Below are 13,014 nucleotides of genomic sequence, written 5' to 3' on the forward strand. Positions count from 1 at the left end.
CCTCAGTCTCATGCCAGTGCTGCGCGAATGTGGCGTGCCAACGCCGCTGCGAGACCAACAGGTACAGCGTTGCCGATCTGTCTAGCGATCTCGGTCTTCGAGCCGCACCAAACAAAGGATTCGGGGAAATCCTGTAGTTGAGCCGCCTCAAGATGGGTGATCACGCGGTTGACCCGTCGCCGCGGATCGCTCGGATCCCATTGTGGGTGCAGGTATTGCCCCTTCTCCGGCTTGAAGAATTCAATGCGGATCGTCAAAGACGGCGCGTCCCAACGCATGCGGCCCATGACGTCGGTCGTTCCGGTCGGCTTGTTTCGCCAACAAGCCGACAGCAGTTCATCGGGTAGATCGAATCTTCCGCCGCCCGGGGGAATGCAGTCGTAACGCTGGAGGGACCGTTCACGCGGACTACGGCCGAAGTGTAGATCCAACCACTTGAACGGTCCGGGTACGACTTCGCCGAAGAAGGTGGTTCGAGCGTCGGGTAGGGAGGTCGTCGAGGGCCGCTCAGGAAGCGTCCCGATGCGGTCGCGGACAGTCATCCACGGTTCGAGGTCCACCGTCGGCGTCTTCGAGTGAGTGGGAGGCGGCAGGTCGACTCTTCCGACCCGAGAGCCGATGACGATTGTGCGTGGACGGCGCTGCGCCACACCGTAGTCGGCCGCGAGAAGCACCCCGTGGGTCAATTCGTAGCGACTGATCATTCCGTGCTCCGCCTCGTCCAACAGCAGTTGGAATTCGGCACTATTTCGGAACCGCTGAACATTCTCGATGACGAACACCCGCGGGTTCGCGCGTTCGACCACCTCGAGATAACGCTTCCAAAGCTTGTTCCGAGGGTCGTTGACGTCCTTACTGCCCAAGTTCGAGAAACCCTGACATGGCGGACCGCCGATGACTACATCCGCGTGGGGTACCTCGCCCTTGAGAGCCTCGTCGATGTCTCCCCAGAAGATGTGGTCCTCGCCGAAGTTGGCGGCGTAGGTCGCGGCGGCGTGGAGGTTCAACTCGACGGAGAACACCGGATCGAAGCCCTGCGGCTTGAAGCCGGCGGTCATACCCCCACAACCTGCGAATAGGTCGATCAGCTTCAGGGACTGCGCCACGCCAACATGCTAGGCAGCTGGACCGACAGACCACCGCTAGGCTCACCGATTACTGTGGATGGATGGCCGACTCTTGGGCCTCCTCGCCTGGCGTAAGGGCGAGCATGCGGTCGAACAAGGGCAGGGATACCAAGCCCGAGGTCGCTCTGCGATCCGCCGTGCACGCGTTGGGGCTGCGGTACCGCGTGTCGACTCGCCCCGTGAAGGAGATACGGCGTACCGCCGACCTCGTGTTCTCACGCGCGAAGGTCGCGGTATTCCTCGACGGCTGTTTCTGGCACGGCTGTCCCGATCACCACACCGTCGCCGTTACGAACGGAGAGTTCTGGGCCGCGAAGGTCGAAGCCAACCGGGCCCGGGACCGCGATACCGACCGCAAGCTGGCCGACGCTGGGTGGGTGACCGTCCGGATCTGGGAACACGAGGACCCCCTGGTCGCTGCGCACCGAATACAAGACGTGGTTGTGGAACGTAGTGAGTCGAGACGCGGAACTGGCTAAGGGCCTCGATCACCATTGACCGCACAATGACCGCTGGCGAGTAACTCGAGGACCGCCCGTTCTATAAGGAAATCACTTCCTCGGGACGGCGGTGTGTCACAGCCGCCCCATACTCGTCGACCGTCGACGCCAACAGGGCGTCCAGATCGCCGCCGTAGTTCGCTTGGACCATCCGACGCACTGTGGCAGCAAGTGTTCCCCCGGCGATCAGCACGACTGGATACTGGTCGTCGATGATCTCCACCTGAGCCTGACGCGAGAAGGATCCCGTCGTCACGTAGACGCCGATCCATCCACGGCGTAATCGGGCCACAACACGGGCAACCTGCTCGGGCGACACCGACGAAGTCGGCTGGATGCACTTCGCCTGTCCGAGGACAACGACCGGCGTACTGGCCTTTAAAGACCCCATATCGATTCGACCGATGAAATCGACACCGCCGTCGCCTGACGATCTGGACAACCACCCCTCCTTGTACCGAGCGCCGGACTCTCGAAAGACCTCTGCGGCGACCCTCGATGCCAGCAGCTCGAACGCGTGCTTTCGACCGTCATAGAACTTGTAAAGCGTTTGTAAGGTGGCCGCCTCTGCTGATCCGCTGGCGGGCTGCTGCTCTTTGCTGCTTTGGACAGCGCTTGCAAGCACTCGCCGTCGGATCCCGGGGATGGCGAGCCGCCCTTGTCTGACCCAACGAATCCAGGACTCCGGCGCATGGCGGAGGGTTTCGCCAGCGGCGAGGGCAGCGTTTCTCCGGTCATCGATCCAGCGGAAGTCGACGCCATCGATTTCGCCACCCGATACGACAGCGAGATCGAGCGAGAGATTGGGAAAACTGCGGCCCGTCTCGGGATCGCGCTGAACGACGTGCTCCAAGCGCTCAATGATCGCGGCTCCGCAGAATTCCACATGTCCTTTCACTACCGCTCGACCGGCACGATGGACAGTGACCGCACGAAAAAGGAACAGTGGTGGCGCCAGCAGCCGCTCCTCTCGGGTAGTCCCCGCGTGCAGGCGGGCCGCTTCAAGCAGTAATCGGTTGCCTTTGGTCTCTCCGGGCAGCCCAACGGTAGACGGCTTGTGGTCGCCGAAGTATCGAACGTGTCCGTGATCAAGGTCGAACTCGTCATGCCATGGATTCGTCTCGTGGCCGGCCTTCCACGGGCTGGATCGGATGGCAATCAGAGCTCGTCTGGAACGGTCCGGACCGACCACTTCCGCTGGTGCATTGATGCCCGCCTCGAGCATGACCTTCGGTAATCCCAAGCCTCCGGGACTCGTTAGCCAATGGTAGTTGACGAACCCATCAAGCTCGACGTCGCGTTGGTTAGCCCCTTGCGCGTACCGCAGTTCGTCGCCTACGAACACTAACCGCGGTTTGTTGGCCACTTCGGCCGAGGCTGCCCAGGCGATGTCTGCTTTCGGCCCGTTCATGACGCCCCTGCCCGACGGCTCCCCAACGGAGCCGTGTATCGCTGATCAGGTTAGCGTCAGACCGATCGGTTAATCGGCGGATAACTGAGCCGGCCGGTGCAGGCGCCATCATGCGTATCGGTGTGGGTACCGCAGGATGCCGTCAAGCCTGCTGACAATAGTCGTCAGAACTGCAGCGCAATTAGAACGGTGCAGATCCGGTCTCCCAATAATGAGTCCAAGAGAGGTTTTGGCTCACGACGCCGAATTCGTTGAGCCAGGCGGGTTCTGAACCGGAGAACACGTTCGCGATGTAGCGTACTTCATCGAGGTGAGGTCCGTCCGGGTGTACTGATACCAGCGCAAGTCGGTGATTTGGAGCGGCGTTGAGCGCGAGCAGAACCTCGGTACGGGTGATGGTGAACGTGTCGGCTCCCGTAATGCGCGCTCTGACTTCGATCCGCAGATTCACGTCCCCGGCGCGTTCGGACAGTATGTCGAAACCGGGGTTATTGAAAGGCTGTTCGACAGGAGTGCGACCGAGCGAACGCTCCGCCGCGAGTACCGCCTCGATGCCTCTACGCTCGATGGCTTTACGGTTTGCGGCGTCGACGGGCGTCGAGGGTCCTGAATTGGCCGTGGGTGCCGGCATGACGAGCGCCGCCGAAACGATTCTCGGCGGCAGTGGGTTCATTCGGAGTTGTCTATCGATCTGCGCAAGCCGTAGCTCGAGGCGCGCAATCAAGTCGTCGGCCCGCCGGCGTAATGCATCCCCAGAAGTGCGGACACGCCTCCCGTCCTCGGCGGCTGAGTCGGTGCGAGACGCCTCTGTTTCAAGACGGCTGATCTCACGCCCTAGTCGTTCCTTCACTGCGGCAGTGAGGCGTTCGTACTCGGTCGTCCTACGTGAGACGGCATGTTCGGCGAATGAAGGTAACTGGTGGGCGATCACCCATGAAGTAGCGGTAGCTTCAGCCTGCGCAAGCCATGACTCGTCTTCGATCCTCGGTCCCACAGGAGACTTGTAATCCAGATAGGGGGCTGGTCCAGCGTCGACAACCGCCCCTTTGGCGTCGGTGACTACGTATCCGAAGCCTCGTGCGATCGTCGTGCCCGTTGCGTCCCGCACGGCGTTCAGCACACCCACTAGAAGCGACGGCTCTTCGATATTGTCGGCTTCCAGAACCGTGCCGTGCTCGAGCGCGTCCTGGAGCCGGTCGACGGTGAGGCGAAGTACCGCATCGTGAAGTGGGTGACCGGGCGCTAGGAGCTCGGCGCGCTCGACGCCTGGCCCTTCGAGCTTTGTCAGGTCAAAGCTCACGCGGTGATAGCGGCGAGCGATAGGAGCTCTCGTAGACTCACGTATCCGCGGCGGCACATGCGTGATCTCATACCGTTCCTTTTCGCGGGTGTCGATTCGTCCGCCCAGTTGTCGGAACGCCTCCGTGAATGCGTCACGGATGAAGTGAGGCTGCAGGCGTCGGGCGCGTGCTTCCTCCATTTCCTCTCGGAGCTTGTCAAGATCGTCCGGCGGCAGAACGTCGTGCGTGAGGGCGTGATCAGCGATGAGCTCTTGGAGGCCTTCGACGATGCCTGCGTCGATCGTCTTCTGCATCCGCTGCCGCACCTCTTCTCGCTCTCCGTAGCGAATCGCATCTCGGAGGAGGTCGGCGAGCTTGATGTTCACCATCGGGGTTCCGAGGACGTCGAAGACCTTGCCGCCGTACGCAGCTCGTTGCTCTTGAATCTTGTCGAGGAGACGCCGGAACACTTCGCCTTCGCGAGTGTCCCGCGCGACCATGTTCCAGAGTTGGCAGACATTCTTCTGACCGATCCGGTGTATACGGCCGAACCGTTGCTCAATGCGATTCGGGTTCCATGGGAGGTCGTAATTCACCATGAGGTGTGCTGCCTGCAGATTCAGGCCTTCGCCTGCCGCGTCGGTTGCAACGAGCCATCGTGGTGCTCGTCGGCGTCCCACTCGGCGCGCTCGTCCACAACCTGGCGCCCGGTGGCCTGTTCGAAAACCCCGGGTTGCACACGGCGTTGAGCTGGGCCATCAGCATCGGACGGTCGCTGCCGTTCCTGATCCTGATGGCCGCGATCATGCCGTTCACCCGTTTCATCACCGGCACCAATATCGGGATCGCCGCCGCCGTGGTGCCGATGTCGCTGGCCGGGATCGCGTTCTTCACCCGGATCGTCGAGAACTCGCTGCGCTCGGTCCCGCCGTCGGTGGTCCAGGTGGCCCGCGCCGCGGGCGGATCGCGGGTGCAGATCATCCGCACCGCCCAGCTCACCGAGGCCGTGCCGTCGATCCTGGGCGGCCTGACCATCAACATCATCGCGATGATCGAGTACTCCGCGATCGCCGGCACCATCGGCGCGGGCGGGATCGGTTATGTCGCAGTGACTTACGGCTACCAGCGCTTCGACCAGGGCGTCATGCTGGCCACCATCGTCATCCTCGTCGTCACCGTCGCCGCCGTGCAGTTGATCGGCGACGCCCTGGTCCGCTTCACCACCCCGCATGCCCGCGTGAGAGGAACCGTCAACGCATGACCGCCACCGAAGTCGACAGCTCCGACCACGGGTTCGAACTCAAGAAGAGACCAACGTGGATCTGGATCGCCGAGAGCCTGGTGCTCGTGGTGGCCGTGCTCGTCGCCGGCCGGTTCCTGTTCTTCGGGAAAGCGCAGTCGGCGAACGAGATTCCCGGGGCGACGCTGATCGTCGCCACCAACGAGGGCAACGCCGCCGAGCAGGCGCTCATCGAGTACATCTCCCGCGAGGTCGCACCCCGGCACGGCATCAAGGTCGGGTTCCGCGGGCTGGCGGACAGCAACACCATCAACCGCGCCGTGAGCGACGGTGAGGTCGCCGGCACCATCTACCAGCACAAGCTGTGGCTCGGGCAGGTGCTGGAGGCCAACCCGGACTTCCAGGAGGAAGCCGCCACGCCGGTGTTCCGGTGGGGCTTCGGCATCTGGTCGGACAAGTACACCGACGTCAACCAGCTGCCCGACGGGGCGAACGTGTCGCTGTACTCCGATCCCGCCAACGAGGCCCAGGGCCTGTGGCTACTCGAGCGTGCCGGCCTGATCACGCTGAACCCGGCCGTCGACAAGTGGACGGCGACGCAGAAGGACATCGTCGCGAATCCGAAGAATCTGAAGTTCACGCTGCTCGACTTCGCCGCGCAGTCCCGCTCGCTGCCCGATCTCGACGCGGCGGTGGGCTACACCGAGTACTACCTGGCGGCCAAGATCCCGCTGCAACAGCAGATCTTCGCTCCACCGGCCCCGGACGAGTTCGCCGGGCAGCTGACCATCGGCAGCCGCTGGGCCGACACCGACAACATCAAGAAACTGGTCGAGACATTCAAGGACCCGGCCGTGCAGCAGTTCCTGGCCACTGATCCCAGCGTCAAGGGGATCCTGCTGCCGCTGTGACCTCGATGCTCAGTCGACGTCGAAGCGTTCCTCGATGAGTCGTTCGTGCGCTCGTCCGTCCGTCAGTTCCGCGCGGTCCTCCGGATGACGCCAGTAGTGTCGCACCATCCAGTACAAACCCACGCCGCGGGGAACGTAGAGGTCGGCGCCCTCGATGATCACCTCACTGCCGTCCTTCAGCGCCAGCACGACCGCCTTACGGGTTCGCTTCTTCTCTGGTGCGTCCAGGACATCGTCGATGTCGCCCCACGCGTAGAACTTGGTGCGGATCACATCGGTGTTCTCGACACCCGCGAGGGTCAATCGGACGTACCCCCACCCGTTCCTGCGCCGCCAGCCGACGGCCAACCGTCCGACCACGAGTATGACCACGACGGCGAATGCGTACGGTGAGGCCCGCCGCGACATACTCGACGTGGACATGTCCAGAGTCCCGGTGAAATACAGGACGTTGTACAGCACAGCTGTCGCGATGAAGGCCAGCAGCGAGACGAACCCGAAGACGGCCATCCAGCGGTCCGGCAGCACAGTGGTCCCGGTTGCGTCGCACCGGACGCGATATGGCACGAAACCGTAAGAAGCGCGCGCCATTCCGACGGCCACGGGCAGCGGCGACGCGGCGAGCAGAAGGAAGAACACCGCCGTCGGGTAGCTGCCACGGACGGCCGCCGATACGGCGTACTCCAATCCGAAGCCGATGAGGAGGAAGCCGAACGCAAACAGCCAGCGGTACCTCGTGCGCGCACGCTGCCACGCATCGGGCTCGGGCAGGTTCAGTACGGGCACAAGACGTTCCCCACGGCCTCACCCAGGTCGGCCCCTTTCCAACCCCCGAGCAAGGATCCGCCGATCACGAACAGCGGAACGGCGCCAACTGCAAGCGGGCCGGTCACCGCACCAACGGCCGCGCCCGCGGCTGCGCCCGCCTCAGCGCCCGCCCAACCACCGCCAGCCCCACCGATCCCGCCGAACGCCGCGATGCACGCATCCCTTCCGGACTCGGCCATCACCATGTCGAACACCGTCGTCGCCAGACCCAGCGCCGGCCCACCGAACTTCGCTGCTTTGCCGATGTCATCGACGGACTGCGCGGTCAGCATGGGCAGGCCACCACCGCGTTGCACATGCTTCTCCAGGCCCGAGAGCACTGACCCCGCGCCCAGAGACATGTTGTCGATCACTTCGACCGGCACCGCCTGATGCCGACCGCCGGCGGTGGTGAACCCGGCATTCCGGTATCCCGTCGGGTCCATCGACATCGTGAAGTTCGACCCGTCGGGCCATGTGACCGAGGTGTAGTCGCAATCATTCCCGAGGTCGTGCCACGAACTCGACCGCGAAACCTCCTCACCGGTCTTGTCGAATTGCTCGACGGTGATGAACTCCTGCCGGTCCGGCCAGTCGAACGGGTCCTTCCGCGTGATTTCCTGCCTACTGCCGTCCTGCATGAACACCGTCGTCACCTCCTCGCCGTACGCATTCTCCGACTCGACGACCTCTCGCACGGTGATCGACATGTCGCCATCGCGCAACGCCTCCTCCTGGAGCATGCCGATCGGGTCCCGCGGATCCGGCACTTGGTCCTGCGGCCTTTGCGGCGCAAGCGGTATCTCGAAGGGATCATTCGCCGGCGCGGCCGAGACGAACCCGAAGCGCCCGCCGGCTTCAGTCACCGCCTTGGCCAGCGCGTCGTCCGCATCGCCCACCGCGGACAGCAGGCCGTTGATCGCCTCCTGCTCAGCGGCCGCGAGCCTTTCCAACTCGGCGAAATCGTCCGCGGGCATCCGCACCGGGTCGATGAGCACCACCCACTGATCGGTGACGCTCAGTGGCCCCGCGTCGACTTGGTCGGCCTTGGCCAGCAGCGCACCCCGCGCCGCACCGATCGCGTCAGCGCCGTTGCGCAGCGCCGCCGCGACCGCATCCGCGTAATTAGACAGCTCCGTGGCGTTGGCGTTCGCCCGCCCGAACATCGCGCTCGCGGCGTCGTGGGCGCGGCCCTCCCATGCCCGCGTTTCGGGCATCCGACCGCACGCGGTGTCGACGCCCTTGACCGCGGCGGCCACAGTGTCCGCCGCCGCACCGACTGCACCCGCCGAGGTCGCCAGCGCGTCCGGGTTCCAGCTCTGCAGCGTCGACCGTGACGGCAGCATCAAAACAGCCCGTCGAACTGGCCGGCCAACGCGTCGTCGGCCACCTCGAACGTCTCACCCGCGCCGCGCACCGCTGTCCCCATCTTCGTCACGTTCTCCGCCAGACGGGTCGCCATCTGAGTGAAGTGCTCCCCCACCGCTCGCACCGCCCACTGCGTCGTCGAGCCGGGCAGGGCATCGCCCGCGGGAAGGGTCTTGGCGCCTACGTCCGCCGCGCCGATGTCCGCCGCCGCGATATCCACCTGACCGGCAAATGCGCGCAGAATCTCCGGATTGACCAGCATCGCCACCCTCCGCACCCGCTTCCATGATGTTTTGATTCTGCGGCACCGTGAATACCCCCGACTCCGCTAATTTCCTCGACGGTGTTACACCTAAGGGTCAGGTGCTACACTCGCGCTCATGCCGACCGATCACCGGCGCCACGCAATCACCGAGACCGACGACATCAGCCGCGCTCTCGATGACGCACGTCGCGCCTGGCCCGAGCTCGCAGACAGGCCCGGAGCACTGCTGCGCCAACTGATCCTGGTCGGACAGAAGATGCTCGCGCACAACGAGATCGAGATGCGTCGCGCCCGCCAAGAAGCGATCGACGAAACCGGCGGCGCGCTGACCGGGATGTTCGGCGCCAGCCATCTCCACAAGCTCCGCGAGGACTGGCCCGAGTGATCATCCTCGACGCTAGCGTCTTGATCGCCCACTTCGAATCCACCGACGCCCATCACGTTGAATCCACCGACCTGCTCGCGGCCCACGCGTCCGAGCCATTCGGATCCAGCGTCGTCACGCTTGCCGAGATCTACGCGGCAGCGGCGGAGCGAGCAGACCTCCTCGGCTATCTCCTGAGCCGCCTCGAGGTCGTGTCTCTCGACCTACCCGCCGGCAGCGCTCGGCGCCTGGGTGAACTGCGTGCCACGACCGGCCTCAAGATGCCGGACTGCTGCGTCCTCTACACCGCCGAGCATCACGCAGCCGCCCTCGCCACTTTCGACGCCAAGCTCGCCGCTCGGGCCGCCGAGCTCGGAGTGCCGCTGGCGGGCAAGGCGGGAACGCTGTTCACCCAGCCGGTCACCGCACCCGATCTCGCCGCGGGGCGCATCCGGATCCCAGTCGCAATCAAACCCGCCCTCCCCGACACCCGCACGTCGGTGCGCCTCGTCCTCCGCGGCCGCGAGCTGGAGGTGCGGTGGGACCCACGCAACGGTCCCGACCGCGCGCGGTCCGGTGTCCTCAGCGTCGGCCGCGCCACCCTGGCCGAAGCAGTATCGCCCGGCGAGCGCCTGGAGGTCGTCCCGCAGCCGGACGGCCGCATCGAACTCCGCTGATTTCACGCCGCCACCCACTCCACCCCGTTACATTCAGGCAGCGAGGTGACACCTATGAACACTCTGATGCGGCACCCCTACCGGGTGCCGCGCGTCGACAAACCGCGCGCCGAGGGCCGCTTCTACCTGCCCGACGGCCGCCGCCTCGGCTTCGCCGAATTCGGTGACCCGTCCGGCGACCCGGTGCTCTGGTTCCACGGCACCCCCGGTGGACGCCGCCAGTTCCCGCTCCTCGGCCGCCGCGCCGCCGAGAAGCTCGGCCTGCGCGTCGTGCTGCTCGGCCGGCCCGGCACCGGGCTGTCCGATCCGCACCCCTACGACGCGGTCGCCGACTGGACCGCCGACGTCGCCCACGTCGCCGACGCCCTCGGCGCCGACCGCCTCGCCGTCGTCGGCCTCTCCGGCGGCGGCCCCTACGCGCTCGCCTGCGCCGCCGTCCCGCCGCTCGCGAGCCGCATCGCCGCCGTCGCCGTCCTCGGCGGTGTCGTCCCCTCCGTCGGACCCGATGCCCTCGCCACCGGCGCCGTCGACCTCGCCCGCCGCTTCGCCCCGGTCCTGCACGAATTACGCCGTCCCCTAGCCGGATTCATCTCGACGCTCCTCACCCCGCTCCTCCCGGCCGCGCACTACGCCTGCCAGGCATACGCCATGACCACGCCTGAGGGCGACCGCCGCGTGCTGCACGACCCGGAGATGGAGGGCATGTTCATCGACGACCTCGTCCTGGTCGCGCGCGGCCGGTTCCAGGCCATCGTCGACGACGCCCGGCTCTTCGGGCGCGACTGGGGTTTTCGGCTCGCCGAGGTCAATGCGCCGGTGCGGTGGTGGCACGGCGACGCCGACCACATCGTTCCGCTGGCCGATGCGCAGAAAGCGGTCGAGCTGCTGCCCGACGCCGAACTCGTCCTGCGCTCGGAGGAGAGCCACCTCGGCGGCTTCGCCACCGCCGACGAAGTCCTGCACTTCGTTCGCTCACAGCTGTGACCCAGAGCCTCAGACCCCGAACGTCGACGCCCCGCTGAGTATCGCCCAGACGATGAACGCTGCGAGTATCGCGACGATCACCGACACCGAAATCAGGCCGGCAACAACGATATTCGTGCTCACCCCGAAGGTAGAGGCCGGCCGGACGGCCGGTGCCGCGCGTACCACGGGCCGCGGCCCCGTGGGCGCGCCCCGGCGTGCGAGGCGCTCCTCGCTGATCGCACACCACGGGCACCGTGCCGTACCGACCGGAACCCGGTGCGTCCCTGACGAACACGTCGTCAGTTGCAACCGCAGCAGGCTGTCCCGCCATTCCGCCGCGCTCGGCCGGCTCGCGGGGTCGCGCAGCCCGTCGGTGAACGCCCGGGCGAACAACTGCTGAATCTCGGCGGGCAGGAACGTCGGCGGCGGGGCCAACGGATGCGTCTGCAGCGGGGACCCCGGCCCACCCGCCCAGGCGCCCGACCGCGCCAACGTCAGCGCGTCGGGCTGCTGCCCGCCGCCGGTCCAGATGCCCCGCATGAACGGGTGGTTGCCCGCCATCAGCAGGAGATGGATGTGCACGGCGAGCGCGAAGAGATCCGACGGCTTCTCCCGCGGGTACCGCCGCAGGTCGACGCCGATGAGTTCGGGGGCGGTGAACTCCGGTCTGCCGACACTGCACAGGAATCGGCGGCCCGCCGCATCGGTGAACTGCATGGAGTCGCAGTCCACCAGCGTCACCTCGGTGGTGTCGGAGACCAGGATGTTGCGCTCCTGGAAGTCGCCGATCACCGCGTCGACGCGGTGCACCACCTGCACCGCCAGGCACAGGTTGGCCGCCGTGCTGACCAGATGCTCCCACGACGCATGCCGGGTCCACTGCGGACCGCCCGGCAGCGGGTCCTCTCGGTTCGACGGGTTGCTGATCGTGTGGATCTCCACCGCGGTCGCGGTGTCCACCCGCGGCATGACGAACCCGATCGGCCGGTCCCCCTCGAGCAGCAGCCCCGACGGCCACGTCAGCACCACGAAACCGTTGGGCTGCACCCGCCCCGGGGGCGGGGACTGTACCATCGCCGCGACCTTGTCCAGCTTCGCGCCCAGCCGCGTGAGGTCCGGGTGAAACACCTTGGCCGCCAGATCCGGTCGCTCCGCGACGCCGTAGACGGTGCCCTCACCGGCGCGGGCGAGCACCGGCGCCAGCGTCAGTCGCTCACCGGTCGCGAGACGTAGTTCCGTCATCGCCGACGCCGCCACAACCCACGACGCCGTGCACCTCGGGTCAGCGGCACGGTCTCGAGCTCGGCGACCGACGTTCCCGGCGCGGGCGAACTGTCCGTCACCGCACCGACCGCCGACCCCGACACCGCGGCCAGCACCATCGTCTTGTCGTCGCCGGTCTGGTCGTCGGTGATCCCGCGCAGCAGCGCCGCGAACTGGTCGGCCCGCGCCCCGGCGCGCACATGTTGCCAGGAGTCGCGGAAGAACGGCTCGTAGGCCTCCCCCGTCCCGATGTCGGTGATCTTGTAACTCATCCCGTCCGTGCTGAGCGCGAACGCCGTCACCCCGTCCACCGATTGCGTGCGGAACGACCCCTCAAACGCCCTGTCGGACTGCAGGAATGAGGTGGTGTTCGCGTAGCCGTCCTTCTCCTCGATCAGCAGGGATCCGACCCGGCCGTCGTAAAGTTCGGCGGCGATCACCCCGTCGCCGATCTGGCCGAACACCGCCCGGCCGTGGTCCGCGACCGCCACGCACAGCGTCGTCGACAGCCGCATCGGCTCCACTCCGAGCGCGGCGGCCTGCCGGGTGACCCGGGTGAGCGCGTTGTCGAACAACCAACGCATCAACTGTTCGGGGTCGCCGCTGCGGAAGTTCTCGACGAACGCCGGCTGCAGCCCGTCGGTCAGCACGCTCTGGCAGGCGGCGTACGCACCCCACGCCGAGGTTCCGGTGACCGCGCCGGCACCATCGGCGACCGCGGCCACGACGTAATTGCCTGCGACGCCATAACTGTAGGCGTCGTCGCAGCCCAGTCCGCGGCGCTCATGCTCCTGCCCGGTCACCGACGCACCGCACACGGCCCACCGCGGCGCCC

14 protein-coding genes are annotated in these 13,014 nt (G+C 66.2%); 6 read left to right on the forward strand and 8 right to left on the reverse strand.

What is annotated here, in order from left to right:
• Positions 1-8: 8 nt before the first annotated feature.
• Positions 9-1,106, reverse strand: coding sequence for a DNA cytosine methyltransferase (locus G6N49_RS19155; protein ID WP_083044882.1), 1,098 nt, complete (start codon positions 1,104-1,106; stop codon positions 9-11).
• A gap of 62 nt (positions 1,107-1,168) precedes the next feature.
• On the opposite strand from G6N49_RS19155, the gene G6N49_RS19160 reads away from it, so the two are divergent.
• Positions 1,169-1,606 carry a very short patch repair endonuclease gene (locus G6N49_RS19160; protein ID WP_179967769.1) on the forward strand — a complete coding sequence of 146 codons (438 nt, stop codon included), beginning with the start codon at positions 1,169-1,171 and terminating at the stop codon, positions 1,604-1,606.
• Positions 1,607-1,667: 61 nt separating this feature from the next.
• On the opposite strand, the gene G6N49_RS19165 is transcribed toward G6N49_RS19160, so the two are convergent.
• Together G6N49_RS19165 and G6N49_RS19170 are read right to left on the reverse strand one after the other, a co-directional pair.
• A complete protein-coding gene (locus tag G6N49_RS19165) occupies positions 1,668-3,038 on the reverse strand; it encodes a restriction endonuclease (protein WP_011854641.1) in 1,371 nt (456 codons plus the stop codon).
• A gap of 181 nt (positions 3,039-3,219) precedes the next feature.
• Complete coding sequence (locus G6N49_RS19170) at positions 3,220-4,917, reverse strand: protein NO VEIN domain-containing protein (RefSeq protein ID WP_011854640.1); 1,698 nt, start codon at positions 4,915-4,917, stop codon at positions 3,220-3,222.
• Positions 4,918-4,961: 44 nt separating this feature from the next.
• On the opposite strand from G6N49_RS19170, the gene G6N49_RS19175 reads away from it, so the two are divergent.
• Together G6N49_RS19175 and G6N49_RS19180 are read left to right on the forward strand one after the other, a co-directional pair.
• The gene (locus G6N49_RS19175; RefSeq protein WP_011854639.1) at positions 4,962-5,579 is read left to right on the forward strand and encodes a methionine ABC transporter permease; all 618 of its coding nucleotides are present in this window, start codon (positions 4,962-4,964) and stop codon (positions 5,577-5,579) included.
• Positions 5,576-6,469, forward strand: a complete 894-nt coding sequence (locus tag G6N49_RS19180; protein ID WP_011854638.1) for a MetQ/NlpA family ABC transporter substrate-binding protein — start codon at positions 5,576-5,578, stop codon at positions 6,467-6,469. Before G6N49_RS19175 ends, G6N49_RS19180 begins: the two co-directional genes overlap by 4 nt.
• 9 nt (positions 6,470-6,478) lie before the next feature.
• Here the strand turns inward: G6N49_RS19180 and G6N49_RS19185 are convergent, their stop codons facing one another.
• From G6N49_RS19185 to G6N49_RS19195, 3 genes are read right to left on the reverse strand one after another with little or no spacing between them, the layout of a single operon-like run.
• Entirely contained in the window at positions 6,479-7,255 is a 777-nt protein-coding gene (locus tag G6N49_RS19185) for a hypothetical protein (RefSeq protein WP_011854637.1), read from the reverse strand.
• Positions 7,243-8,622: a WXG100 family type VII secretion target gene (locus tag G6N49_RS19190; RefSeq protein WP_011854636.1), complete on the reverse strand. Its 1,380-nt coding sequence runs from the start codon at positions 8,620-8,622 to the stop codon at positions 7,243-7,245. The genes G6N49_RS19185 and G6N49_RS19190 overlap by 13 nt, the downstream gene beginning before the upstream one ends.
• On the reverse strand, positions 8,622-8,906 hold the full coding sequence (locus G6N49_RS19195) for a type VII secretion target (RefSeq protein WP_011854635.1): 285 nt from the start codon (positions 8,904-8,906) through the stop codon (positions 8,622-8,624). Before G6N49_RS19195 ends, G6N49_RS19190 begins: the two co-directional genes overlap by 1 nt.
• A gap of 118 nt (positions 8,907-9,024) precedes the next feature.
• On the opposite strand from G6N49_RS19195, the gene G6N49_RS19200 reads away from it, so the two are divergent.
• The 3 genes from G6N49_RS19200 to G6N49_RS19210 are packed head-to-tail and all read left to right on the forward strand — an operon-like array spanning position 9,025 to position 10,934.
• The gene (locus tag G6N49_RS19200) at positions 9,025-9,294 is read left to right on the forward strand and encodes a hypothetical protein (protein WP_011854634.1); all 270 of its coding nucleotides are present in this window, start codon (positions 9,025-9,027) and stop codon (positions 9,292-9,294) included.
• Positions 9,291-9,950: a type II toxin-antitoxin system VapC family toxin gene (locus G6N49_RS19205; RefSeq protein WP_011854633.1), complete on the forward strand. Its 660-nt coding sequence runs from the start codon at positions 9,291-9,293 to the stop codon at positions 9,948-9,950. The genes G6N49_RS19200 and G6N49_RS19205 overlap by 4 nt, the downstream gene beginning before the upstream one ends.
• Before the next feature lie 54 nt (positions 9,951-10,004).
• On the forward strand, positions 10,005-10,934 hold the full coding sequence (locus G6N49_RS19210; RefSeq protein ID WP_011854632.1) for an alpha/beta fold hydrolase: 930 nt from the start codon (positions 10,005-10,007) through the stop codon (positions 10,932-10,934).
• Positions 10,935-10,943: 9 nt separating this feature from the next.
• Here the strand turns inward: G6N49_RS19210 and G6N49_RS19215 are convergent, their stop codons facing one another.
• The gene (locus tag G6N49_RS19215; protein WP_011854631.1) at positions 10,944-12,158 is read right to left on the reverse strand and encodes a hypothetical protein; all 1,215 of its coding nucleotides are present in this window, start codon (positions 12,156-12,158) and stop codon (positions 10,944-10,946) included.
• Positions 12,155-12,982 (reverse strand): PP2C family serine/threonine-protein phosphatase, encoded by an 828-nt coding sequence (locus tag G6N49_RS19220; protein WP_235679546.1) that lies wholly within the window; start codon positions 12,980-12,982, stop codon positions 12,155-12,157. The genes G6N49_RS19215 and G6N49_RS19220 overlap by 4 nt, the downstream gene beginning before the upstream one ends.
• Positions 12,983-13,014: the final 32 nt, after the last annotated feature.

The sequence above is a fragment of the Mycolicibacterium monacense genome (assembly GCF_010731575.1).
GTDB classification, from domain to species: Bacteria; Actinomycetota; Actinomycetes; order Mycobacteriales; family Mycobacteriaceae; genus Mycobacterium; species Mycobacterium monacense.